At 60.9% G+C, this 22344-nt stretch carries 24 protein-coding genes; 16 read left to right on the forward strand and 8 right to left on the reverse strand.

The annotated features are described in order from the left end of the window. Window positions 1-6: 6 nt before the first annotated feature. Window positions 7-933, reverse strand: a complete 927-nt coding sequence (locus HBO23_RS07765; RefSeq protein ID WP_017138817.1) for an AraC family transcriptional regulator — start codon at window positions 931-933, stop codon at window positions 7-9. Between the two features lie 157 nt (window positions 934-1090). Here HBO23_RS07765 and HBO23_RS07770 point away from each other — a divergent pair, with 157 nt between their 5' ends. The 3 genes from HBO23_RS07770 (at window position 1091) to HBO23_RS07780 (ending at window position 3841) form a co-directional block, all read left to right on the forward strand. Next, on the forward strand, window positions 1091-2470 hold the full coding sequence (locus HBO23_RS07770) for an NAD-dependent succinate-semialdehyde dehydrogenase (RefSeq protein WP_170037449.1): 1380 nt from the start codon (window positions 1091-1093) through the stop codon (window positions 2468-2470). 112 nt (window positions 2471-2582) lie between these two features. Beyond that, a complete protein-coding gene (locus HBO23_RS07775; RefSeq protein WP_017138819.1) occupies window positions 2583-3491 on the forward strand; it encodes a LysR substrate-binding domain-containing protein in 909 nt (302 codons plus the stop codon). Next, entirely contained in the window at window positions 3488-3841 is a 354-nt protein-coding gene (locus HBO23_RS07780; RefSeq protein WP_017138820.1) for an MmcQ/YjbR family DNA-binding protein, read from the forward strand. Before HBO23_RS07775 ends, HBO23_RS07780 begins: the two co-directional genes overlap by 4 nt. Before the next feature lie 4 nt (window positions 3842-3845). Here HBO23_RS07780 and HBO23_RS07785 read toward each other — a convergent pair whose 3' ends face one another. From HBO23_RS07785 to HBO23_RS07795, 3 genes are all read right to left on the reverse strand, one after another. Beyond that, window positions 3846-5132: an amidase gene (locus HBO23_RS07785; RefSeq protein ID WP_170037452.1), complete on the reverse strand. Its 1287-nt coding sequence runs from the start codon at window positions 5130-5132 to the stop codon at window positions 3846-3848. A gap of 121 nt (window positions 5133-5253) precedes the next feature. Further along, entirely contained in the window at window positions 5254-5637 is a 384-nt protein-coding gene (locus tag HBO23_RS07790) for a DUF1294 domain-containing protein (RefSeq protein WP_170037455.1), read from the reverse strand. Next, on the reverse strand, window positions 5634-6464 hold the full coding sequence (locus HBO23_RS07795; RefSeq protein WP_170037458.1) for an undecaprenyl-diphosphate phosphatase: 831 nt from the start codon (window positions 6462-6464) through the stop codon (window positions 5634-5636). Before HBO23_RS07795 ends, HBO23_RS07790 begins: the two co-directional genes overlap by 4 nt. Before the next feature lie 224 nt (window positions 6465-6688). Between HBO23_RS07795 and HBO23_RS07800 the strand changes: the two genes are divergently transcribed. The 3 genes from HBO23_RS07800 (at window position 6689) to HBO23_RS07810 (ending at window position 9580) form a co-directional block, all read left to right on the forward strand. After that, entirely contained in the window at window positions 6689-8323 is a 1635-nt protein-coding gene (locus HBO23_RS07800) for a methyl-accepting chemotaxis protein (RefSeq protein WP_170037461.1), read from the forward strand. Window positions 8324-8498: 175 nt separating this feature from the next. Continuing rightward, entirely contained in the window at window positions 8499-9062 is a 564-nt protein-coding gene (gene pnuC / locus HBO23_RS07805) for a nicotinamide riboside transporter PnuC (RefSeq protein ID WP_017138825.1), read from the forward strand. Further along, on the forward strand, window positions 9059-9580 hold the full coding sequence (locus HBO23_RS07810) for an AAA family ATPase (RefSeq protein WP_017138826.1): 522 nt from the start codon (window positions 9059-9061) through the stop codon (window positions 9578-9580). Before pnuC ends, HBO23_RS07810 begins: the two co-directional genes overlap by 4 nt. A gap of 36 nt (window positions 9581-9616) precedes the next feature. Here HBO23_RS07810 and ggt read toward each other — a convergent pair whose 3' ends face one another. Next, entirely contained in the window at window positions 9617-11341 is a 1725-nt protein-coding gene (ggt, locus tag HBO23_RS07815) for a gamma-glutamyltransferase (RefSeq protein WP_170037464.1), read from the reverse strand. Window positions 11342-11500: 159 nt separating this feature from the next. Between ggt and HBO23_RS07820 the strand changes: the two genes are divergently transcribed. Further along, the gene (locus tag HBO23_RS07820; protein WP_170037467.1) at window positions 11501-12148 is read left to right on the forward strand and encodes a TetR/AcrR family transcriptional regulator; all 648 of its coding nucleotides are present in this window, start codon (window positions 11501-11503) and stop codon (window positions 12146-12148) included. A gap of 349 nt (window positions 12149-12497) precedes the next feature. On the opposite strand, the gene HBO23_RS07825 is transcribed toward HBO23_RS07820, so the two are convergent. The 3 genes from HBO23_RS07825 to HBO23_RS07835 all read right to left on the reverse strand — a co-directional run bounded on the left by HBO23_RS07825 (window position 12498) and on the right by HBO23_RS07835 (window position 13792). After that, the gene (locus HBO23_RS07825) at window positions 12498-12809 is read right to left on the reverse strand and encodes an AzlD domain-containing protein (protein ID WP_017138829.1); all 312 of its coding nucleotides are present in this window, start codon (window positions 12807-12809) and stop codon (window positions 12498-12500) included. Beyond that, a complete protein-coding gene (locus HBO23_RS07830) occupies window positions 12806-13501 on the reverse strand; it encodes an AzlC family ABC transporter permease (protein ID WP_017138830.1) in 696 nt (231 codons plus the stop codon). Before HBO23_RS07830 ends, HBO23_RS07825 begins: the two co-directional genes overlap by 4 nt. Before the next feature lie 75 nt (window positions 13502-13576). After that, window positions 13577-13792 carry a hypothetical protein gene (locus tag HBO23_RS07835; RefSeq protein WP_017138831.1) on the reverse strand — a complete coding sequence of 72 codons (216 nt, stop codon included), beginning with the start codon at window positions 13790-13792 and terminating at the stop codon, window positions 13577-13579. Between the two features lie 179 nt (window positions 13793-13971). Between HBO23_RS07835 and HBO23_RS07840 the strand changes: the two genes are divergently transcribed. From HBO23_RS07840 to HBO23_RS07880, 9 genes are all read left to right on the forward strand, one after another. Then, on the forward strand, window positions 13972-14328 hold the full coding sequence (locus tag HBO23_RS07840) for a metalloregulator ArsR/SmtB family transcription factor (protein ID WP_138454111.1): 357 nt from the start codon (window positions 13972-13974) through the stop codon (window positions 14326-14328). A gap of 19 nt (window positions 14329-14347) precedes the next feature. Continuing rightward, window positions 14348-15631, forward strand: coding sequence for an arsenic transporter (locus HBO23_RS07845; protein ID WP_170037470.1), 1284 nt, complete (start codon window positions 14348-14350; stop codon window positions 15629-15631). Between the two features lie 13 nt (window positions 15632-15644). Continuing rightward, window positions 15645-16115 carry an arsenate reductase ArsC gene (locus tag HBO23_RS07850; RefSeq protein ID WP_170037474.1) on the forward strand — a complete coding sequence of 157 codons (471 nt, stop codon included), beginning with the start codon at window positions 15645-15647 and terminating at the stop codon, window positions 16113-16115. Between the two features lie 12 nt (window positions 16116-16127). Then, window positions 16128-16814: an arsenical resistance protein ArsH gene (gene arsH / locus HBO23_RS07855; RefSeq protein ID WP_170037494.1), complete on the forward strand. Its 687-nt coding sequence runs from the start codon at window positions 16128-16130 to the stop codon at window positions 16812-16814. Window positions 16815-16862: 48 nt separating this feature from the next. Continuing rightward, a complete protein-coding gene (locus HBO23_RS07860) occupies window positions 16863-17657 on the forward strand; it encodes an AraC family transcriptional regulator (RefSeq protein ID WP_170037497.1) in 795 nt (264 codons plus the stop codon). A gap of 72 nt (window positions 17658-17729) precedes the next feature. Then, window positions 17730-18341, forward strand: a complete 612-nt coding sequence (locus HBO23_RS07865; RefSeq protein ID WP_170037500.1) for a LysE family transporter — start codon at window positions 17730-17732, stop codon at window positions 18339-18341. Window positions 18342-18659: 318 nt separating this feature from the next. After that, window positions 18660-18968, forward strand: a complete 309-nt coding sequence (locus tag HBO23_RS07870) for a hypothetical protein (protein ID WP_099549718.1) — start codon at window positions 18660-18662, stop codon at window positions 18966-18968. 235 nt (window positions 18969-19203) lie between these two features. Further along, entirely contained in the window at window positions 19204-21918 is a 2715-nt protein-coding gene (gene mgtA, locus HBO23_RS07875) for a magnesium-translocating P-type ATPase (protein WP_170037503.1), read from the forward strand. A 65-nt stretch (window positions 21919-21983) separates the two neighbouring features. Continuing rightward, entirely contained in the window at window positions 21984-22331 is a 348-nt protein-coding gene (locus HBO23_RS07880) for a DUF2493 domain-containing protein (protein WP_026013827.1), read from the forward strand. Window positions 22332-22344 lie beyond the last annotated feature (13 nt).

Consider the following 22344-nt stretch of genomic DNA (forward strand, 5'->3'; position numbering starts at 1 on the left):
GCCAACTCAGTGCGACGACACATAAATAGACGTCGACGAGGGCGCCGGCAGCGCATAGGTGCGTTTCATCCACTGAATCTCCTCCTGGGGCGTACGCCCGAACAAGCGCTTGAACTCTCGGCTGAACTGCGAGGCGCTTTCATAGCCCACCTGAGCACACGCCGTGGCGGCAGTGATGTCGTTGCGCAGCATCAGCAAACGCGCCTGGTGCAGGCGCGTGGACTTGAGGTATTGCATCGGCGAGGTGTCGGTGACCGTGCGAAAGTGCGCATGAAAACTCGGCACGCTCATCATCGCCTCGCGCGCCAACGCTTCCACGTCCAGGTGCTGGTGGTAGTCCCCATGAATCTTGCGGATTGCGCGTGCCACCTTGCCGAACTGGCCTTGGCGGTTAAGCGCGGCGCGCATCGAACCGCCCTGCTCGCCTGTAAGGATGCGGTAGTAGATCTCGCGCATCAGCGCGGGGCCGAGAACCTGTGCCTCCATCGGCGCACTCATGGCTTCGAGAAACCGCAGCAGCGACTCACTGAGTTTGTCGTCCATGGGCGAGGAATACATGCCGCGCGGCTTGGCTTCGAGCAATTCGGGAAACGCATCCAGCGCCAACATCAATTCGGCGGCGAGGGTGAAATCCAGGCGCAAGTACACCGCCAGCATCGGCTCTGCTTCGCTGGCCTCGGTTTCCATGGTGAACGGCACCGGCACCGACACCACCAGGTAATGCTGGGCGTCGTACAGGTAAATCTCTTCACCCAGGTAACCGCGCTTGCGCCCCTGGCAGACGATCACGATGCCGGGGTCGTACAGCACCGACACCCGGTGCAGCGGCCGATTTGAGCGCAGGAAACGCACATCCTCCAGAGCGCTCAGGTTATAGCCTTCGACAGGCGCCAAGCGCCCCATCAGCTCGATGATTTTTTGGGTGCGGCCCATGGCGCATGGCTCCTGGCGAAAACAGCACGGTACTGCGCAAACACCGGTATGGCTATGCACTCATAGGAATAGGCAATCAGCACATTGGAATGGATATTCGCTCAAACCGCAGTGTTCCGTAGCCTGAAACAGCACTTTCAGCCTTCGGAGTTTGCCCATGCTTATCGTCTACAACCCTGCCACTGGCGAAGAAATCGGCCGTGTGACCAAGCACACCTCAGCCCAGGTCAAGGCCGCCGTTGACCGCACCTGCGCCGCCTTCCCCGAATGGTCCGGCAAACTCGCCAAGGAGCGCAGCGACATTCTGCGCCGCTGGCACGACAGCGTTAAGGCGGACAAGGAGGCCTTCGCCGAACTGCTGTGCCGCGAAAACGGCAAGTGCCTGAGCGAAGCCCGAGGTGAAATCGACTACGGTTTGGGCTTTATCGAGTGGTACGCCGAAGAGGCCAAACGCGTCTACGGCGACACCATTCCCACCCACGACCGCAATGCCAATGTCATGGTGACCAAAGAAGCCATCGGCCCCGTAGCGGCCATTACGCCGTGGAACTTCCCGTTCATGATGATCACCCGCAAAGTCGCCACGGCCCTGGCCGCCGGCTGCACCATGGTGATAAAGCCCGCCGAAGACACACCGCTCACCGCCCTCAAGCTGCTGGACTACGCACGCAAGGCCGGTATCGAAGCCGGTGTGCTTGAAGTGGTGGTGGGTGATCCCAAGGAGATCGGCCTGATCCTCACTGGCGACCCACGTATCCGCAAGATCTCGTTCACCGGCTCCACCGGTGTGGGCAAATTGCTCGCAGCGCAGTGCGCAGCGACTATCAAGAAGATGACCCTGGAGCTGGGCGGCAATGCGCCGTTTATTGTGTTTGAGGACGCCAACCTGGATGAAGCGGTAAAAGGACTGGTCGGCGCCAAACTGCGCAACTCGGGCCAGGTGTGCATCTCGCCGAACCGGATCTTTGTGCAGCACAGCATTCTCGAAGACTTTATCGAACGCATGAAGGCTGCCGTCGCCAACATCGAAGTGGACCAGGGCCTGCGCGAAGGCTTTGTGGTCGGGCCGCTGGTCAATCAACTGGGTTTTGACAAAGTCGTGCGTCTGGTCGAGGACGCCAAGGCGGCGGGCGCCAAGGTGCTGATGGGCGGCAAACCCCACGCCAAGGGCGGGCTGTTCTATGAACCGACCGTATTGACCGGCTTGCAGGACGATTCACCGCTGGCGACCGAGGAGATCTTCGGCCCCGTGTTCGCCGTCTACTCGTTCAAGGACGAAGAAGAAGTCATCGCCCGCGCTAACCAGACCGAGTTCGGCCTGGTGGCCTATGCCTACACCAGCGCGCTGGGCCGGTCGTTGCGCCTGTCACGTCAACTGGAGGCCGGCATGGTGATCCTCAACTCGGGTTCTGTGGGCACGGCGTCGGTCCCGTTTGGTGGCATCAAGCAGTCCGGCTATGGGCGTGAAGGCAGCTATTACGGGATCGAGGAGTACGTGCACGTGAAGTATGTGTTGATGGCGGGGGCGCAGTTCTAAGCCCTCTCACCCTCCAAAAGCCAGTGCCTGCAAGGTGCTGGCTTTTTTTAGGCTGGATTTGCGCACGCCACACGCGGATAGTTCGTCCCACTGACAGGACAATAGGTTGACCATGCAAGACCTCAACGACCTCTACTACTTCGCCAAAGTCGTCGAAGCCGGCGGCTTTGCGGCGGCCGGCCGGCTGCTGGGGATTCCCAAGTCACGGCTGTCGCGGCGCATCGCTGAACTGGAAGAACGCCTTGGCGCCCGCCTGTTGCAACGCACCACGCGGCAATTGACCCTCACTGCCGTCGGCGAGCGCTACCTGCGCCATTGCCAGGCGATGCTGCTGGAAGCGGAAATGGCCGACGAGGCCGTGGCCAGCATGTCCAGCGAACCCCGCGGGCGCCTGCGCGTGAGTTGTCCGGTGGGCATGGCGCAGCACATGTTGCCAGGCATCGTTGCCGGCTTTCTCGCCGCTCACCCACTGGTGCAGCTGGAGATGACCCTGGTCAACCGACGCGTCGACCTGGTGGCCGAAGGTATCGATGTGGCCCTGCGCGTGCGCGAGTTGGGCGATGAAGACCCGTTGCTGGTGACCAAGCGCCTGCGCCAGGCCCAGACAGTCTTGGTGGCCAGCCCGCAGTTCCTGCAAGGCCGCCAAATCAACACCCCGGACGATCTCAAGCAATTGCCGGTACTCGCTGCGCTTGAGGCCGATCGCCTGGTGCACTTGCGGTTGATCGACCCGCAGGGCAATACCGAAAACCTATCCATGGAAGCGCGCCTGGGCATCGACGACTTTATCGTGCGCAAAGCCTGCGCCTTGCAGGGCCTGGGCTTTACCCTGCTGCCAATGATGTATTGCGAAGAGGAGCTGGCCAGCGGCCAATTGGTGCAGTTGCTGCCGCAATGGTCTTCGCCGGGCGGCTGGTTGCAGGCGGTCTACCCGCACCGCCGTGGCGTGTTACCGGCGATTCGGGCCTGGATCGACTATCTGGAAGAAGCCTTCAAGGGTTGCGGAGACCGTTTGCTATGAAGATGAGCGAAGCACAAGTCGCGGCATTCTGCCTGGGCCTGCCCGGCGCGCGGGAAGACTACAAATGGGGCGGCGTGCGCGTGTTCTCGATTGCCGGCAACAAGATGTTCGCCCTGCAGAACCTGCGCGGTGACTCGCTGGCGTTCAAGGTCGACAAGGAGCTGTTCCTCGGCCATGTGGACCGCCCTGGCATCCACCCCGCGCCGTACCTGGCGCGGGCGCAGTGGGTGATCATGAACACGCCCTACCCGCTGGGCGCCGAGGAACTGCGTGGCCTGTTGCAGCGCTCGCACCAGTTGGTGGTAAGCAAATTGCCCAAGCGCGCGCAGGTGGGACTGAAGCTGGATTGATGGTTCAACGCGCAAACGGCAGTGCGCGCTCAATGGCCATCGCCGCCCCCAGCGCCAAATGCTCGTGCCAGGGCCGTGCAACGATCTGTACACCCACCGGCAAACCCGAGTCAGCAGTACCGGCGCGCACCACCACACAGGGCCAGCCGGCCAGGCTGTATGGCAGCGTATGGCTGAACAACCCTGGCCGGGCGGTGCCCAGCAGCGGCGCCGAGGCCGCGTCAACCGGGCACAGGATAATGTCGTAGTCCGCCATGAACCCCAGCATGGCACTGCGAAACTGATCCCAATCCGAGAGCAACTGTATCGCCTGTGCCCCGGAGCCTTTGCCCATTGCCCAGTAGCGCTCGGTAATATCGCGAGCATTACGTAATGCCGAAGGGAACGCCTGACGGACCACGGCGCCCGCACCTGCCAGCAAGTCGGCAGCCACCTGCAGCGTGACCTGGGTACATGTGTCTACCGGTTCGATGCCGCCCTCGCTGTACCAGGCGACGCGCAAACCATTCAGTGCCTGTGGAGGCATATCCGGCAGCGGCATTGGAATCACCCCACAATCGTGCCCATCCTCACCGGCGATCACCCGGAACACCAGGTCCAGGTCTTCGACATGCCGGGCCATCGGGCCGATCTGGCTGCGGCTATCACTCAACCCACCCGGGTGATCGAAAACCCCGGTGTTGGGCACCCGGCCCGTGGTGGGCTTCAAGGTACTGACCCCGCAAAAATGCGCCGGTATGCGCAGGCTGCCACCCGAATCGCTGCCCAGCCCCAGCGGCGAAAGGCCGGCAGCCACCGCAGCAGCTTCGCCACCGCTGCTGCCGCCGGGGCCATGGGACAGCGCATGCGGGTTACGGGTAGCGCCGTAGACCGGGTTATCGGTCACTCCACCGCCACCGCCCGGCGGGCAGTTGCTTTTACCCAAAAGAATGGCGCCGGCCGCTTTCATGCGCGTCACTGCAACAGCATCGTGCTGAGGACAATAATGAGCCCGATCAACCAGACCCGCTGCCGACACCACCCCACGGGTATCGAAAACATCTTTGACCGTGAAGGGAACGCCCTGCAACACGCCGCCATACTCGCCTTGGGCGATAGCGCGATCAACCGCCCAGGCATCGGCCAACGCCGTATCGGCACAGACCTGCACCAGCGCGTTGACCGAGGGGTTGAGCGCCTCGATACGCGCAAGGTAAAAGCTGACGATAGCGGTGGAAGTAAACTTGCGCTGTTGAATCAGCGCTGCAAGCTCAGTTGCCGAATGATGGAGCAATGAATCTGAAAAAGACATTCGTGTGGGCCCCGTGCGCTCAAGTGCCCGAAGCATAACGCGAGCCTGTTGCCGGTTTACAGGGCCGTCTGGGTAAGTTGCCTCCCGCAATCGCGTAGGAAATATCCCAGACGCCTCAACACTATAAAACCGAGAGCAGCGTGCCGCCCAGGAGCAACTGGTCCAGCCAGAACACTTGGTGCAGCAACACAATCACCCAGAACAGCACCTGATACGACACCTTGCGCGTCTTGTGGCGAAACACCTGCTGGGCAATCAGCGCCCCCGGCCAACCGCCCGCCAGCTCCACGGCATGCAGGATATTTTCGCGCACGCGCGGGCCTTCGGCTTGGGCCTTGCGTTTGTCGCCCCAGTACAGGAAAAACGCCACCACGCTGACCACGCCATAGGCGGCCAGCGGGATCAGCGTCTCGCCGCGATGCCACAACAGTGCCGCGCCAGTCAGCGGCGCGGCGCATAGCAAAACAAAGATGAACGCCTTCAAGCGCGGGTGTTGAATGCTCATGGCTTGACCGCCGTCCAGTCGATCCAGCCAAACTGCCAGGTCGCCAGGATCACCAGGCCAAACGCAATCCGATACCAGGCAAACGCCGCGTAACTGTGGCTGGCGATGAACTTGAGCAACGCCTTGACCGCAATCATCGCGAAGATGAACGAGGTGACAAAGCCGATGGCAAACACCGGCACGTCATCGGGCTGGAACAGGTGACGGTACTTGTAGCCCGAATACACCGCCGCGCCGACCATGGTCGGCATGGCCAGGAAGAACGAGAACTCGGTGGCGGTCTTGCGCGACAGGCCGAACAACAGGCCGCCGATAATGGTCGCGCCGGAGCGCGAAGTGCCTGGAATCATTGCCAGGCACTGGGCCACACCGACCTTGAGCGCGTCTTTCCAGGTGATCTCATCCACCGTTTCAGCGTGCACTGCATGTTGGCGGCGCTCGGCCCACAGCATGATCACCCCGCCCACCACCAGCGCGGTGGCCACCGTGATCGGGTTAAACAGGTAATGCTTGATCAGGTCGGCAAAAATCACCCCCAACACCACCGCCGGCAGCACTGCGATGATCAGGTTGACGGTAAAGCGCTGGGCGTTGCTCTGGGTCGGCAAGCCGATCACCACGTCGAGGATCTTGCGCCGAAACTCCCAGACCACCGCGAGGATCGCGCCCAGTTGAATAATGATGTTGAACGCTTCAAAGCGTTCTCCGCCGAAGCCGATCAAGTCGGCGACGATAATCTGGTGCCCGGTGCTGGAGATCGGCAGGAACTCGGTCAGCCCCTCCACCACGCCAAGAATCAATGCCTGTATGGCGGTCCAAAAATCCATGTATCCCCCAAAGGTCATGCGCTGCGGCATGCCTTGTCTGTCTTTTTAATGTTCACTGACCACGTGCAATCGTGATGCGCTGCGGATTTTCACCAGCCGTGCGCAAAAATTTCGTGAAAAATCAGGGAGTACTCAGGTTTTTCGATTACAGGCCGAAAGCCTATCAGACAAGCTGGAATTGTCGATGCAGCACACAATTATAAAAAGCACGGAGTGACAGGACGATGAACAGTTTGCGCAGCATGTCGATCAGCCGCCGTCTTTGGCTGATCCTGATAGTCGCCGTGTTGATGCTGCTAACCTTGGGGCTGTTGATGCTAAAGCAGATCCATGGCGACCTCTACCAGGCCAAACGCCAGCAGACCCAGCACGTGGTGCAAACCGCCAGCGGCGTGCTGGCTTACTACCAGAACCTTGAAAAAACCGGCGTTCTCACCCGCGAGGCCGCGCAACAGCAAGCCCTCAGCGCAGTCCGTGGCTTGCGCTACGACCACGATGATTACTTCTGGATCAACGACCTGACGCCCGTGATGATCATGCACGCGGCCAACCCCAAGCTCGACGGCCAGAACCTCTCGGCCATCCGCGACCCGGACGGTTTTGCGGTGTTCAATGAATTTGTGATCCTGGCCAAGGCCAAGGGCGCCGGCATCGTCAACTATCGCTGGCCCAAACCGGGCGCCGACGCGCCGGTGGAGAAGACCTCGTATATCCAACTGTTCGAGCCGTGGGGCTGGATTATCGGCTCGGGCGTGTACGTGGACGATGTGCAGGCCGAATTCACCGGCCAGGTGTGGAAAGCCTCGTTGATCGGCCTGGGCATTGCGCTGCTGATGGCGCTGTTGGTGATCCTGATCGCGCGCAGCATTGTGCATCCATTGCAGGCGGCAGTGAATGCCATGGGCAATATTGCCAGCGGCGAAAGCGACCTGACCCGCACCCTCGACACCCACGGGCGCGACGAGGTCACTCAATTGTCGCAGCACTTCAATAGCTTTACCGCCAAGCTGCGCCAGGTGGTCGGCCAGTTACAGGAGTGTGCCAACGCGCTGGGCCAATCTTCCACGGAACTGGGCACCAATGCCAGCCAGGCCCACGACCGTAGCCAGCAACAATCCCAGCAGATGGAGCTGGTGGCTACCGCGATCAACGAAGTGACCTATGGCGTGCAGGACGTGGCAAAAAATGCCGAGCATGCCGCCAGCGAAATGCGCGACGCCCAGGCCCAGGCGCAGCAGGGCCAGGTGAATATCGACGGCAGCCTGCAACAGATCGACCAGCTCTCCAGCACCATCAGCCAGGCCGTGGAGGTGATCCGCACGCTGTCCAGTGAAAGCACACAGATTGGTGGTGTGCTGGAAGTGATCCGTTCGATTGCCGACCAGACCAACTTGTTGGCCCTCAACGCCGCCATCGAGGCGGCGCGTGCCGGTGAACAGGGTCGCGGGTTTGCCGTGGTCGCCGATGAAGTGCGGCTGTTGGCCCAGCGCACGCAGAAATCCACCGCCGAAATCCAGGTGATGATTGAGCGCCTGCAAGGGCATTCGGAAGCGGCGGTCAAAGTGATCAGCGACAGCCACAGTGCCTCGCAACTGACCATTGAACAAGCTGGCCAGGCAGGTGCGAGCCTCACCGCCATTGGCCAGGCGTTGCGCAACCTCAATGGGCTGAATGCCTCGATCGCCAGCGCGACCTTGCAACAGGCGCACGTGGTGGAGGATATCAACCAGAACGTCACCCAGGCGGCGGGTTTGTCCCACAGCACGGCGCTGGCGGCGGAGCAGTCCAGTGTGGCGAGCGCGCATTTGCGTGGGTTGAGTGAGCAGCTTGGAGGGTTGTTGCGCCAGTTCAAGATCTAGCACTCATGCTCGTTCCCACGCTCCGCGTGGGAACGCCGCCACGGACGCTCTGCGTCCAGGCCTGACGCGGAGCGTCTGGGGATGCATTCCCACGCAGAGCGTGGGAACGAGCATTCCTCCGTCCCACCATCTTGGTTACAATCACCGCCCTCACCCACTCTCCCAAGGAACCGCCATGTCCGGGCTTGAATTGTTCGCCGCCGCCCTGGGGGTGATCGCTGTCTGGCTGACGGTCAAGCAAAACCCCTGGTGCTGGCCCATCGGCCTGGTGATGGTGCTGCTCTACACCTGGGTGTTCTTCGACGTAAAACTCTATTCCGACATGCTCCTGCAAGTGGTCTACGCCGCCCTGCAACTCTACGGCTGGTGGCAGTGGACCCGCGCCGGTGAGGTCGCGCAGGGTCGCCAGGTCACCAGCCTGGGCTGGTCCGCGATCATGGTCAGCCTCACCGTCGGTGCCGTGTTCAGTGGCCTGCTCGGCGCCGCCATGGCCCACTGGACCGATGCCGCGCAACCCTGGCTCGACGCCGCACTCACCGGTTTCAGCCTGGTGGCGCAAATGTGGATGGCGCAAAAACGCGTGCAATGCTGGCCGCTGTGGATCGCCGTGGACGTGATCTTCGTCGGCCTGTTCCTCTACAAAGGCCTCTACCTTACCGCCGCGCTGTATGCACTGTTCACCGCGATCGCCGTACAAGGCTGGCGTGAATGGCGCGCCGACCCGGCGTTGCACGCATGAAAGTGGTGGTACTGGCCGGCCCCGAATCCAGCGGCAAAAGCTGGCTGGCCGCGCAACTGCACGCCCGTTTCGGTGGGTTGATGGTGGGTGAATACGTGCGCTACTTCATCGACCATTACCAGCGCGACACTACCCTGGCGGACATCCCGGCCATCGCCCGTGGCCAACTGGCCTGGGAAGACGCTGCGCGCGCCGAGCAGCCTCGCCTGCTGATCCTCGACACCCACCTGCTGACCAACAAACTCTGGAGCCAGACCCTGTTCGGTGATTACCCGGCGTGGCTGGATGATGAGTTGCTGGCCCGCCATTACGACCTGCACCTGTTGCTGTCCCCCGAGGACGTGGAATGGAGCGCCGACGGCCAGCGCTGCCAGCCGGAACTGGCGGATCGCCGGGTGTTTTTCCAGGGCAGCCTGGACTGGATCGAACAGCATCAGCAACCCGCCCTGGTGATTCGTGGCGACTGGGAAGCACGCCGCGCCATAGCCTTTGAGGCGGTCGAGCAACTGCTCGCCTAGCCGTGCCAGGCACCACCTGTATAAATACCTCCCGCCTCAGTAACCGAGCGACAATCCGGTATTGCGGCGTGGGTCGTTAGCCCCGTAGAAACGGTTGTTGCCCACCGGCTTGCCGCCCAGCGAAGGCGCGCCCACCAGGATCGCCGCCAAGTGGTTGGCATCCTGGGGGCCGGCAAACTTGTGGCCCCAGCTTTCCAGAATCTTCTGGGTGTCAGGGCTTACCGCGAAGGTTTCCAGGTTGGTGGTTTCAGGCATCCACTGCTGGTGGAAGCGTGGCGCGTCCACGGCTTCCTGGATGTTCATCTTGTAGTCGATGACATTGAGGATGGTCAGCAAGGTCGCGGTGATGATCCGGCTGCCGCCCGGCGTACCGACCACCATCACCGCCTTGCCATCCTTGGTGACGATGGTCGGGCTCATCGACGACAGCGGCGCCTTGCCCGGTGCGATGGCGTTGGCTTCGCCCTGCACCAGCCCGTACATGTTCGGCACACCGACCTTGACGGTGAAGTCGTCCATTTCATCGTTGAGGATCACCCCGGTCTTGCTCGCCATCACGCCGGCACCGAACCAGTCGTTGAGGGTGTAGGTCACGGACACCGCGTTACCCCACTTGTCGACGATCGAATAGTGCGTGGTGTTGTTGCCTTCATGGGGCGACACACCCGGCTTGATCGCCTGGGAATCACCCGCCTTCTGCGGCTCAATGGCGGCACGCAGCTTGGCGGCGTAGTCCTTGTCCAACAGGTGCGCGATAGGGTTCTTGACGAAATCCGGGTCACCCAGGTAGCTGTTACGGTCCACGTAAGCGTGACGCATCGCTTCGATCTGGTAGTGCAGGCCTTGGGCCGAGTGATAGCCGAGGTCGGCCATCGGGTAACCTTCGAGGATGTTCATGATCTGGCAGATCACCACACCGCCGGAGCTTGGCGGCGGTGCCGAGACCACGTGGTAGCCACGGTAATCGCACTCGATGGGCGCCAGTTCGCGGGTCTTGTATTTGTCGAGGTCGGCCTGGGTGATGATGCCCTTGCCGGCCTGGCTGGAATCCACCAGCGCCTTGGCCACCCAGCCTTTATAAAAGCCGTCGGTGCCCTTGGCGGAGATTTCCTTGAGGGTCTTGGCCAGGTCTTTCTGCACCAGTTTCTGGCCGACCTGCATCGGTTGGCCGTTGTGCAGGAAGATCCCGCGCAGGTCTTTGTCTTTTTCGAACTCGCCGGTGGCGGTGTGCAGCAGGTCGATATCGCCCTGCTCCAGTTCAAAGCCGTTTTCGGCCAGTTTGATCGCCGGCGCAATCACCTGGGCGCGCTTGAGGGTGCCGTATTTGTTCAGCGCGGTTTCCATGCCGGACACGGTGCCGGGTACGCCGACGGCCAAGTGGCCCTTGGCGCTGAGGCCGTCGATCACCTTGCCGTCTTTGTCCAGGTACATGTCGGCAGTGGCCGCCAGCGGGGCTTTTTCACGGAAGTCCAGGAAAGTCTTGCGCCCATCTGCCAGCTGCACGGTCATAAAGCCGCCGCCACCGAGGTTGCCCGCTGCCGGGTACACCACGGCCAGCGCATAGCCCACGGCAACCGCCGCATCCACCGCGTTGCCGCCGGCCTTGAGTACATCCACGCCAACATGAGTGGCCAAATGCTGGGCGGTCACCACCATGCCGTTTTCACCGGCCACCGGGGCCTGTGAGGCGGCTTGCACGCCGTTGACCGTCAACACCAGCGCAGTGGCAATCAGGGTACGGCTGAAGGGTTGGTATTTCATCCATGGCTACTCTATTTATTGAGGTGCACCAAAATAGCCCGACTAGGATCCAATCCCCAGCGCAATGGCGTTTTTATTACAGAACTTGTCGGTCATAGAACGGGCACGAAAAAGCCCATGCTATATTTCGCGCCCAGACTGGCGGCAAGGCGCTTTGTGATGGCGATCAAGAAGACCGGAATTCGAGCGCAACAGGCCGACCAGACACGTGCGCGTATCTTGCAGGCGGCAGTCAAGGTGTTCACTCGCGACGGCTATTCCGGTGGGCGCGTCGACACTATTTCCAAGGCCGCCGACTCCAACGACCGCATGCTTTATTACTATTTCGGCAGCAAGGAACACCTGTTCGTCTGTGTGCTGGAACATGTCTATGAACAGTTCAATAAAGCCGAAAGCAAACTCAAGCTGGACCTGGGAGACCCCGTGCAAGCCTTGCGTGAACGGGTGGCATTTATCTGGAGCTACTACGTCAAGCACCCCGAGTTCGTGGCGATCCTGAGCATCGAGAATCTGCACCAGGGCAAGCATGCCCAGCAGTCCGGCGAAATGCGCAGGCTGTCGGGCGAAGCGGTTGGCGTGTTGCGCCCGATCATCGAAGCCGGCCAGGCCCAAGGTGTGTTTCGCCAGGACCTCGACCTCAAGCACGTGTATTTGATGATTGCCTCGCTCTGCTACTTCTACAACTCCAACCGCCACACGCTCAGTTCGTTCCTGGGTGAAGACTTGGGGGATAAGGAGCATCAGCAGGATTGGCTGGGGTTTATCAGTGACTTGGTGCTGCGTGGTGTAACGCCGATTCCACTGTAGCAACCGGCTCATCCTGTGGGAGCTGGCTTGCCTGCGATGGCCATAGGTATCTACACAACTTTTGAAGGCAGCCAATTTCTCCTGTGGCGAGCAGGCTTGTCGAATCGTCGCACCGCCTGCGTTGGGCTGCGAAGCAGCCCCAAACCCAGTCGCTGAGTTCTTTCAGGAAAATTGCAGTGCCTTTACTGGGGCCGCTTCGCAGCCCAACGCAGGGCAAGCCTGCTCGCCACAACAGCCCACTTACAACAGACTTCGTGTTAACCGGTTGTGTAGATGCCTACGCTGCGATGGCGGTCTTTTGGTGTACATATCCGTCACCGCAGCAACGGATATACACCCATAGCCCCTCTCAAAAGCACCACCGAAACAAATAAAACAATCCCATGCTCAACAGCACCGTAATCAACACGCTACGCGTCCAAAACATCAAGGCCACCGCGCAGACTCCCGCCAGCAAGTAAGGATTCGTCGGGCTCAAATTCAGCGTGTGATCAGCGAGAAAAATAATCGGCCCGCAGATCGCCGTCAGCATGCCCGGCACCGCAAACCCCAGGAACTCCCGCGCCCCCCGATTAAGCCGTACCGGCAGGCGCGGCTCGATAAACAGGTATCGGTTAAGGAAAACCACCAGCCCCATGGCCACAATCATGATGTAGATCACTTCTGCCCTACCCCCAGCCGCTTGCAGGCAAACCCCGCACTCATGCCCAACACCCCGGACACCACCACCGCCGACTCCCAGTGCAAAAAGCTCAACCACACCGAAAACAGCAACGACACCGCCACGCACACAACCGTCGGCACATCACGCACCACGGGTGTGATCAACGCGATAAAGGTGGCGGCAATCGAAAACTCCAACCCCAACTGGTCAAGCCCGGGAATGCTTTTGCCAAGCACGATGCCAGCCAGGGTGAAGAGGTTCCAGGCGATGTAGAACGTCAGGCCCACCCCCAGCGCATACCAGCGATTGAACGTCTCGCGGTCATAGTGGTTGACCAGCGCGAAGAACTCATCGGTCAGCAGAAAGCCCAGGCTCATGCGCCAGCGGGCGTTGAGTGACGAGAGTGTCGGGCGCATGTGCATGCCGTAGAGCAAATGTTGGGAAGTCAGCAGCAGCGTGGTCAGCACGATCGAGATCAGGCTGGCGCCGCTCTTGACCATGCCGATGGCCACCAGCTGCGCGGCACCGGCAAACACGATGGCGGACAAGCCCTGGGCCTGCAGCGGGGTAAACTGCGCATCAATGGCCATGGAGCCGGCGAGCAGCCCCCACGGCGCACAGGCCAGGGATAACGGGATAACGGCGATAGCGCCGCGGGCGAAGGCGTAATGCGGTAAGGCAGTGGGCATGGAGACGGCTCATCGACAGACAGTCGACAAGCATGCCAGCGTTTAAAGCGGGTTGTCTTGAACGATCTTGCTCACTCAGGCGAGCTTGACCGATACCTGCTCCACCGAGTCGCGCGCCTCACGCAATTCATGGGCGTCCTGATTGAGCCGGTGAATGGTGTTGAGCAGGCGTTGGCGCAGCACTTCATCGCCGAGCTTTTCGACGGCGCGCATCAGGTCAAACGCCGCGGTTTCGTTATTGTCCGCGACGGAATCGAGGGTCTTGCGCAGGTTGCGAGTGGCACGGGTCACGCGGGTTCATCCTTCATCAGCAATGGGCAGGCACTTTAGGACATTCGTGTTTCATTTTAATTTCAGTCACTTGTGGTGGATTGAGCGGGGTTTGATCCACATCAATCGAATTCAGGAATTGACCTACATATATGTATATTCGTATATTCGGATAACCATACACAAAGAAGACCCTGATCATGTCGGCCCCCTTCTCACCGCCCACCCTGTTCAAATGCCTGGCTGACGCGACTCGCGCCCGCTTGACGTTATTGATCCTGCGCGAAGGCGAACTTTGCGTGTGCGAACTGATCCATGCTCTGGACGACAGCCAGCCAAAGATCTCCCGGCACCTGGCGCAACTGCGCAGTTGCGGGCTGCTGCTGGATCGTCGTCAGGGCCAATGGATCTACTACCGCATCAACCCGGCACTGCCCGCCTGGGTCACGCAAGTGCTGGACACTACCTTGCAAGCCAACCAACCCTGGTTGCACCACGACGCGCAGCGTCTTGATGCCATGGGTGACCGACCACAACGGGCCAGCACCTGCTGCTGAGCCATCGGAGCGTTTATTCATGCTTGTCGCAATTGGCATTTTTATCTTCACCATCGTTCTGGTCATCTGGCAGCCCAAAGGCCTTGGGGTCGGCTGGAGTGCAAGCATGGGCGCCATTCTGGCCCTGGCCTGCGGGGTGATCAGCCTGGCGGATATTCCGGTGGTGTGGCACATCATCTGGAACGCCACCGGCACCTTCGTTGCGCTGATCATCATCAGCCTGTTGCTCGACGAGGCCGGCTTCTTTGCCTGGACCGCTCTGCACGTGGCGCGCTGGGGCCGTGGGCGTGGCCGGCGGCTGTTTGCCTATATGGTGTTGCTGGGCGCGCTGGTCTCGGCGCTGTTTGCCAACGACGGCGCCGCGTTGATCCTCACGCCCATCGTCATGTCGATGCTGCTGGCCTTGCGCTTTTCCCCGGCGGCCACCCTGGCGTTTGTCATGGGCGCTGGGTTTATCGCGGATACCGCGAGCTTGCCGCTGGTGGTGTCGAACCTGGTGAATATCGTCTCGGCGGATTACTTCAAGATCGGCTTCAACGAGTACGCAGCAGTAATGGTGCCGGTGAACTTCGTCAGTGTCGCCGCCACCCTTGCGGTACTGCTGTGGTTCTTTCGCCGCGATATTCCCCAGGCCTACGACCCGGCCGACCTGGAAGACCCCGCCAGCGCCATCCATGATCGTGCGACCTTCCGCGCGGGCTGGTGGGTGCTGGGTATCTTGCTGGTGGGTTGTTTCGCGCTAGAGCCGCTGGGCATTCCCATCAGTGCAATTTCCGCCGTGTGCGCCGTATTGCTGCTGGTGATCGCCGCCAAGGGCCACAAGATCTCTACGCGCAAAGTATTGAAAGAAGCGCCGTGGCAGATCGTGATCTTTTCCCTGGGCATGTACCTGGTGGTCTACGGCCTGCGTAACGCCGGCCTGACCACCTACCTCGCGACCTGGCTCGACACTTTTGCCACCTACGGCGTGTGGGGCGCGGCCATGGGCACCGGCGTGCTGACGGCGCTGTTGTCGTCGGCGATGAACAACCTGCCGACGGTGCTGATCGGCGCGCTGTCGATCGAGTCCAGCCATGCCGTGGGCGTGGTCAAGGACGCGATGATCTACGCCAACGTGATCGGCAGCGACCTGGGCCCCAAAATCACCCCGATCGGCAGCCTGGCCACCTTGCTGTGGCTGCATATCCTGGCGCGCAAAGGCATCACCATCACTTGGGGTTATTACTTCAAGGTCGGCATCGTGCTGACCTTGCCGGTGCTGTTGATCACCCTCGCCGCCCTCGCCTTGCGCCTGAGTCTCTGAAGGAAATACCGCTATGAAAGTCCTGTTCATGTGTACCGCCAACAGCTGCCGCAGCATCTTGTCCGAGGCGATGTTCAACCACCTGGCGCCGGCAGGTTTCGAGGCGATCAGCTCCGGCAGTTTCCCCAAGGGCCAGGTACTGCCGCGCAGCCTGAGCACGTTGCAGGCAGCGGGCATCAGTACCGAAGGCTTGTACAGCAAGGGCAATGAGGCCTTTGAGGGCAGCCCGCCGGATGTGGTGATTACCGTGTGCGATAAAGCTGCGGGTGAAGCCTGCCCGGTGTATTTCGGGCCGGCGGTGAAGGCGCACTGGGGGTTGGAAGACCCGTCGGATGTTCAGGGTGACGAGGCCCGTGTAGACGCCGCCTTCAAGGCCACGCTCAGCACCATCGAAAGGCGTTGCAAGGCGTTCCTGGCCTTGCCCTTCGCCCAACTCAGCGCTGCCGAGTTGAAGGCAGAACTGGCCCGCATCGCAGCGCTTTAACCGGAGAATATAATGACCACCCTGCCCAACCTCAACAGCACCCTCGCAGGCCCGCTGCCTGTCGGGCCAGGCCACCCGCCGCGCATCCTGCTGCTTTACGGCTCCACACGCCCGCGCTCATTCAGCCGCTTGCTGGTGGAAGAAGCCGCGCGGCTGTTGCGCCACTTCGGAGCCGACACGCGAATTTTCAACCCTTCGGGCCTGCCGTTGCCCGACGATGCGCCCATCGATCACCCTAAAGTCCAGGAGCTGCTGGACCTGATGCAATGGTCCGAAGGCCAGGTGTGGTGCTCGCCCGAGCGCCACGGTTCGATGTCGGCAGTGTTCAAGGCCCAGCTCGATTGGGTGCCGCTGGCCCTCGGCGCCGTTCGCCCGACCCAGGGCAAAACGCTGGCGGTGATGCAGGTGTCCGGCGGCTCGCAATCGTTCAACACCGTCAACCAACTGCGCGTGCTGGGGCGCTGGATGCGCATGTTCACGATCCCCAACCAATCCTCGGTGCCCAAGGCGTTCATGGAGTTCGATGACCAGGACCGCATGAAACCATCGGCGCTTTACGATCGCGTGGTGGATGTGATGGAAGAGTTGGTGAAGTTCACCGTTTTGCTGCGTGATCGCCCGGAGCTGGTGGACCGCTATTCAGAGCGTAAGGAAAGCGCCGATGAGCTGTCGCAGCGTGTCAACCAACGGTCGATTTGAGCGGCCCTGCTGGCGTATGCTCGTGCCAACCGCATCCTGAGCTGAATCATGAGCACTCTGCACCACGCCTGGCTGGGCAACTACGAAGTCAGCAGCACCGACTGCACCGGCCTGACCTTTGCCCGCCATAGCCACGATGAATGCGTGATCGGCGTCAACCTGGTCGGTGAGGAAAAGGTCTGGCTCGACCGCCGCGAATTCAAAGCCGGGCCGGGCAGCATTACGCTGTACAACCCCGGTCAGATCCAGGGCGGTGGCGCGGCGCAAGGCGCGCCCTGGCAGTTTGTCAGCCTGTATGCCACAGCCGATCAATTGGCCGCTGACCTTGGTTTGGCGCAGCTGGAGTTCGATCGTTCGATGTGCTTTCAGCCTGATCTGGCGCAGCGCCTGGCTGCGGCGGTGAAAGGTGCCTTGAGTACCGATGCATTGGTCCGCGATCTCAATGAGGAAGCCTTGGTGTTGCTACTGGGTGAGGTGGTCGGCGTCAGTGGTGTGCGTGTACCCGGCAGCACAGCAACGGGCAAAAGCATGATCAGCCGCGCCCAGGAATTGCTCGCTGCGCACTTGCATCAAGTGTTGCCCCTGGACCACCTCGGCGATGAACTGGGATTGTCCAAATTTCACCTGCTGCGCGCCTTCCAGAAGGAAACCGGGCTCAGCCCGCGGCAATGGGCGATGCAACTGCGCACCCGCCGCGCCAAAGGCTTGTTGCGCAATGGCATAGCGGCCAGCGAAGTCGCCCATGACCTGGGCTTTGCTGACCAAAGCCACCTCAACCGGCATTTTCGCGCCGCCTATGGCATCACGCCCGGCCGCTATCAAAGCGTGTTGTTTAAACGCTGAAGCGCAATCTGGTTCAAGACGCCTGCCCCACCTGCCGCCACACTGCCCGCCCTCTCTTGAAGGAACGCGGGCATGTTGACGATCTTCTTTTACGCGCTAGCATTCGGTTTTGTGTTTTGCCTCTCGCCCGGCGCCGTGCTGGCAGAGACGCTGCGCCGGGGCCTGCTGCACGGTTTTACCCCGGCCTTGCTGGTGCAGATCGGCTCGCTGGTAGGCGATGCGGTGTGGGCAGTGATCGGCCTTACCGGCATCGCCCTGCTGATCCAGCATGACGCGGTGCGTGTGCCGCTCACGGTGGTCTGCGCGCTGTACCTGGCCTGGCTGGGTATCCGCAGCTTGATTGATGCCTGGCGCTTGCCCGAGGCGAGCGACGCGCCCGCCAGCTCCGGGAAAAATGCGCTGGCGGTGGGCGCGGCGATTTCACTGGCTAACCCGAAAAACATCGTCTATTGGGGCGCGCTGGGCAGCGCCTTGTCCGGCATCGTCGGGGCTGCGCCCAGCCATGGGCAAACGCTGATGTTTTTTGCAGGCTTTATGCTGGCCTCGGTGTTGTCCTGCTTTCTGATTGCAGCGTTGGTCAACCTGCTGCGCAAGAACGCCTCAGCGTTATGGCAACGCATCAGTTATGGCGCCTGTGGTGTGGTATTGATTTATCTGGCAGTTCTAGCCGCGCAAGGCATATGAAGTTATATAAGGTGAAACTTGTCTGCGCCTCTTATCTGAATGAACTCTGAACACAGGGTAATTTAACTCATCCTGCGTTGACATTTTGCAACCAGCTAAGTAGATTGCCCCTGCCCACAACTGGGGCCTTTTTTAAACCTCACAAAAGAAGCCAATGGACACAGTATCTAGTCGCTGTCCGAGCACCGTTCACGCGGGCATCGGGCGCCAAACCCAGAATATGACAGGACTCGCCTTCCAGGTCCGGTAAGCTGCGCTAGAGCTTGATGCTCCACCGTAACTGCCTCACCGGTCGCCCGTCCGGTCCCGAGGTGTGTTATGACCTTTCAACTGATTGTTTTGCCTGACATTCGCACGCTAGCCGCAGCCCTGCGCGCCAAGCTGTGCCGCGAGCCCGCTGGCTTTTCACCTACCCGCTCGGCCTTTGCTGCACCCTCTCCCCTAGCCAGTAAAGATCAGCTGCGCCCAGCTCCCCCGCTGGCGCACTGGCGTGTCTGCCCTGCCAGCGGCCAATTGCTGCAGCACTGGGACCACGCCGACCCTCAAGACCCGCAGAGACCTCAGGTTTCCACCCTGGCTCAAGCCAGCCTGTTGCTCGGTTTTTACCTGAGCAATCGCGCCGCTTAAACCAGCTGGGAACAGCAACTTCCTGATAATTATTCTGGAGTTCGTTATGAACACATCCAGTAGTAGCCCGCTGCGCGCCAGTTAACTAACGCGCACTTGGCGGGCGCTGTAGAAGTTATGTGAACACCCTATTTAAACCGATCGCGAAGTCCGCGGCTCGGCATGCTTTCGCTCGCCTGTATTCAGGTAAGTACCGGGTATGTTTTGTCGAGAATTGGCGACAGGAGTACAGATAATGAGCGCCGTAAAAAACACGCCTCTGCACAAAAAGAATGGCACCGACACCGACACCAAACTGTCGATGCGTGCCGCCCGTGAAGCCCAGAACGGCCTGTCGGCCACCCTCGCCAATGTGCGTGCCACCCAGGACGGCCTGACCGAACTGGACGCCTCGGCACGTCTGCAACGCGAAGGCTACAACGAAGTGGCCCACGACAAGCCGCCTCACGCCATCGTCCAGTTCCTGCAGGCACTGAACAACCCGTTTATCTATGTACTGCTGACGCTCGCCGGGATCAGCTTTGTCACTGACTACTGGTTACCATTGCAGGCCGGTGAAGAAGTGGATTTGACCAAGGTCATCATCATCATGACCATGGTGCTGCTCAGCAGCCTGCTGCGTTTCTGGCAGGAGCACCGCTCGGCCAAATCCGCCGAAGCCCTCAAAGCCATGGTGCGCACCACCGCCACCGTATTGCGCCGCGAGCAAGTCGGCAGCCAGCCGATCCTGCGCGAAGTGCCGATGCGCGACCTGGTCGCCGGTGACATCGTGCAGCTGTCTGCCGGCGACATGATTCCGGCCGATATCCGCCTGATCGAATCCCGCGACCTGTTTATCAGCCAGGCCGTGCTGACCGGCGAAGCCTTGCCGGTAGAGAAGTACGACACCCTGGGCGATGTCACGCAAAAATCCGCCTCTACACTGGCGGCCGACCAAGGCAACCTGCTGGACCTGCCGAACATCTGCTTCATGGGCACCAACGTGGTCAGCGGCCGCGCCAAGGCCGTGGTGGTCGCTACCGGGCCGCGCACTTACTTCGGCTCCCTGGCCAAGGCAATTGTCGGCTCCCGCGTGCAAACCGCCTTCGACCGTGGGGTGAACAGCGTCAGCTGGCTGTTGATCCGCTTCATGCTGGTGATGGTGCCGATCGTGTTCTTCCTCAATGGCTTCTCCAAGGGTGACTGGGGCGATGCGTTCCTGTTTGCCCTGGCGGTGGCCGTGGGCCTGACCCCGGAAATGCTGCCGATGATCGTCAGCGCCAACCTGGCCAAGGGGGCTACCGCCATGGCCAAGCGCAAAGTGGTGGTCAAGCGCCTCAATGCGATCCAGAACTTCGGTTCGATGGACGTGTTGTGCACCGACAAGACCGGCACGCTGACCCAGGACAAGATCATCCTCGAGCATCACGTCAACGCCTTCGGCCAGCGTGATGACGCGGTGCTGTCCCTGGCCTGGCTCAACAGCTTCCACCAGAGCGGCATGAAGAACCTGATGGACCAGGCCGTGGTGCAGTTCTCGGAGCAGAACCCCAAGTTCCAGTTGCCACTGGCCTACAGCAAGGTCGATGAACTGCCGTTCGACTTCGTACGCCGTCGCTTGTCGATTGTGGTACGCGACACGGCCGGCGACCAGTTGCTGGTGTGCAAGGGCGCCGTGGAAGAGATGTTGAGCATCTCCACGCACATGCTTGAAGGTGGCACCGCCGTGCCGCTGGATGATCAACGTCGTGAAGAACTGTTGGCATTGGCCAACGACTACAACGAAGACGGCTTCCGCGTCTTGGTGGTGGCGACGCGCAATATCCCTAAATCCATGGCGCGCCAGCAGTACACCACGGCCGATGAGCGCAACCTGGTGATCCAGGGTTTCCTGACCTTCCTTGATCCACCCAAGGAAACCGCAGGCCCGGCGATTGCCGCACTGCAACAAATCGGCGTAGCCGTAAAGGTACTGACCGGCGACAACGCCGTGGTCACCAGCAAGATCTGCCGCCAGGTCGGCCTCGAACCCGGCCAGCCGCTGCTGGGTGTGGAAATCGAAGCGATGGACGACGCCACCCTGCTGCGCCGCGTCGAAGAACGCACAGTGTTTGCCAAGCTCACGCCACTGCAGAAGTCCCGCGTACTCAAAGCCTTGCAAGCCAACGGCCACACCGTGGGCTTCCTCGGCGACGGCATCAACGATGCCCCGGCGCTGCGTGATGCCGACGTGGGTATCTCGGTGGACAGCGGCACCGATATCGCCAAGGAATCGGCCGATATCATCCTGCTGGAAAAGAGCCTGATGGTGCTCGAAGAAGGCGTGCTCAAGGGCCGCGAAACCTTCGGCAACATCATGAAGTACCTGAACATGACCGCCAGCTCCAACTTCGGCAACGTGTTCTCGGTGCTGGTGGCCAGTGCGTTTATCCCGTTCATGCCGATGCTGGCGATTCACCTGCTGCTGCAAAACCTGATGTACGACATCTCCCAGCTGGCCTTGCCGTGGGACAAGATGGACAAGGAATACCTGGCCAAACCGCGCAAGTGGGATGCGAAAAACATCGGCCGCTTCATGATCTGGATCGGGCCGACCTCGTCGATCTTCGACATCACCACCTTTGCGCTGATGTGGTACGTGTTCAGCGCCAACAGCGTAGAAATGCAGACGCTGTTCCAGTCCGGCTGGTTTATCGAGGGCCTGCTCTCGCAAACCCTGGTGGTGCATATGTTGCGCACCCGCAAGATCCCGTTCTTCCAGAGCACGGCTGCCTGGCCGGTGTTGATGATGACCACTATCGTCATCTGCCTGGGGATCTACGTGCCGTTCTCTCCGCTGGGCACCCTGGTCGGCCTGGAGCCGCTGCCGCTGGCGTACTTCCCATGGCTGGTCGGTACCCTGCTCGCCTACTGCTGCGTGGCCCAACTGATGAAAACGATCTACATCCGCCGCTTCAAGCAGTGGTACTGATCACCCCCGCCGTTTAAACGGTGGCGGTCGCCCGATCGCCACCGTGCATCACAAGGACCCTGACTATGCGCATCCTGATCTGTGCAGGTCGTCATTACGCCGACACCAAAAAGACCCGCCAAGTGCTGGACGCCTACCACCGCTTGCGCCCGGTGCAGGTATTGATACACGGCGGCAACCAGTTCCTGGGCAGCGACATCGAGGAATGGGCGCGGGAAATGAGCATCGACGTGGTGCGCTACCCGCCCAATTGGCAACGCCACGGCAAGCAGGCGGAACGCCAGCGCAACCATTTCATGCTCGCCGACAGCCGCCCCGACGTGATCATCGCCCTGCCGGGTGGTGACGACACCTCGGAGCTGGTCTGCCAGGCCAAAGCCAGCGGCATTTCGGTGCTGACCGTAGAAAGCTGAATTCAAGAGAGGT

This window comes from Pseudomonas sp. WS 5532, assembly GCF_012985445.1.
Taxonomy (GTDB): Bacteria; Pseudomonadota; Gammaproteobacteria; order Pseudomonadales; family Pseudomonadaceae; genus Aquipseudomonas; species Aquipseudomonas edaphica.

Bases quoted from the DNA above. Each gene is read 5' to 3' on its own strand.
- HBO23_RS07765 (WP_017138817.1), bottom strand. From the start codon at position 933: ATGGGCCGCACCCAAAAAATCATCGAGCTGATGGGGCGCTTGGCGCCT.
- HBO23_RS07770 (WP_170037449.1), top strand. From the start codon at position 1,091: ATGCTTATCGTCTACAACCCTGCCACTGGCGAAGAAATCGGCCGTGTG.
- HBO23_RS07775 (WP_017138819.1), top strand. From the start codon at position 2,583: ATGCAAGACCTCAACGACCTCTACTACTTCGCCAAAGTCGTCGAAGCC.
- HBO23_RS07780 (WP_017138820.1), top strand. From the start codon at position 3,488: ATGAAGATGAGCGAAGCACAAGTCGCGGCATTCTGCCTGGGCCTGCCC.
- HBO23_RS07785 (WP_170037452.1), bottom strand. From the start codon at position 5,132: ATGTCTTTTTCAGATTCATTGCTCCATCATTCGGCAACTGAGCTTGCA.
- HBO23_RS07790 (WP_170037455.1), bottom strand. From the start codon at position 5,637: ATGAGCATTCAACACCCGCGCTTGAAGGCGTTCATCTTTGTTTTGCTA.
- HBO23_RS07795 (WP_170037458.1), bottom strand. From the start codon at position 6,464: ATGGATTTTTGGACCGCCATACAGGCATTGATTCTTGGCGTGGTGGAG.
- HBO23_RS07800 (WP_170037461.1), top strand. From the start codon at position 6,689: ATGAACAGTTTGCGCAGCATGTCGATCAGCCGCCGTCTTTGGCTGATC.
- pnuC (WP_017138825.1), top strand. From the start codon at position 8,499: ATGTCCGGGCTTGAATTGTTCGCCGCCGCCCTGGGGGTGATCGCTGTC.
- HBO23_RS07810 (WP_017138826.1), top strand. From the start codon at position 9,059: ATGAAAGTGGTGGTACTGGCCGGCCCCGAATCCAGCGGCAAAAGCTGG.
- ggt (WP_170037464.1), bottom strand. From the start codon at position 11,341: ATGAAATACCAACCCTTCAGCCGTACCCTGATTGCCACTGCGCTGGTG.
- HBO23_RS07820 (WP_170037467.1), top strand. From the start codon at position 11,501: ATGGCGATCAAGAAGACCGGAATTCGAGCGCAACAGGCCGACCAGACA.
- HBO23_RS07830 (WP_017138830.1), bottom strand. From the start codon at position 13,501: ATGCCCACTGCCTTACCGCATTACGCCTTCGCCCGCGGCGCTATCGCC.
- HBO23_RS07840 (WP_138454111.1), top strand. From the start codon at position 13,972: ATGTCGGCCCCCTTCTCACCGCCCACCCTGTTCAAATGCCTGGCTGAC.
- HBO23_RS07845 (WP_170037470.1), top strand. From the start codon at position 14,348: ATGCTTGTCGCAATTGGCATTTTTATCTTCACCATCGTTCTGGTCATC.
- HBO23_RS07850 (WP_170037474.1), top strand. From the start codon at position 15,645: ATGAAAGTCCTGTTCATGTGTACCGCCAACAGCTGCCGCAGCATCTTG.
- arsH (WP_170037494.1), top strand. From the start codon at position 16,128: ATGACCACCCTGCCCAACCTCAACAGCACCCTCGCAGGCCCGCTGCCT.
- HBO23_RS07860 (WP_170037497.1), top strand. From the start codon at position 16,863: ATGAGCACTCTGCACCACGCCTGGCTGGGCAACTACGAAGTCAGCAGC.
- HBO23_RS07865 (WP_170037500.1), top strand. From the start codon at position 17,730: ATGTTGACGATCTTCTTTTACGCGCTAGCATTCGGTTTTGTGTTTTGC.
- HBO23_RS07870 (WP_099549718.1), top strand. From the start codon at position 18,660: ATGACCTTTCAACTGATTGTTTTGCCTGACATTCGCACGCTAGCCGCA.
- mgtA (WP_170037503.1), top strand. From the start codon at position 19,204: ATGAGCGCCGTAAAAAACACGCCTCTGCACAAAAAGAATGGCACCGAC.
- HBO23_RS07880 (WP_026013827.1), top strand. From the start codon at position 21,984: ATGCGCATCCTGATCTGTGCAGGTCGTCATTACGCCGACACCAAAAAG.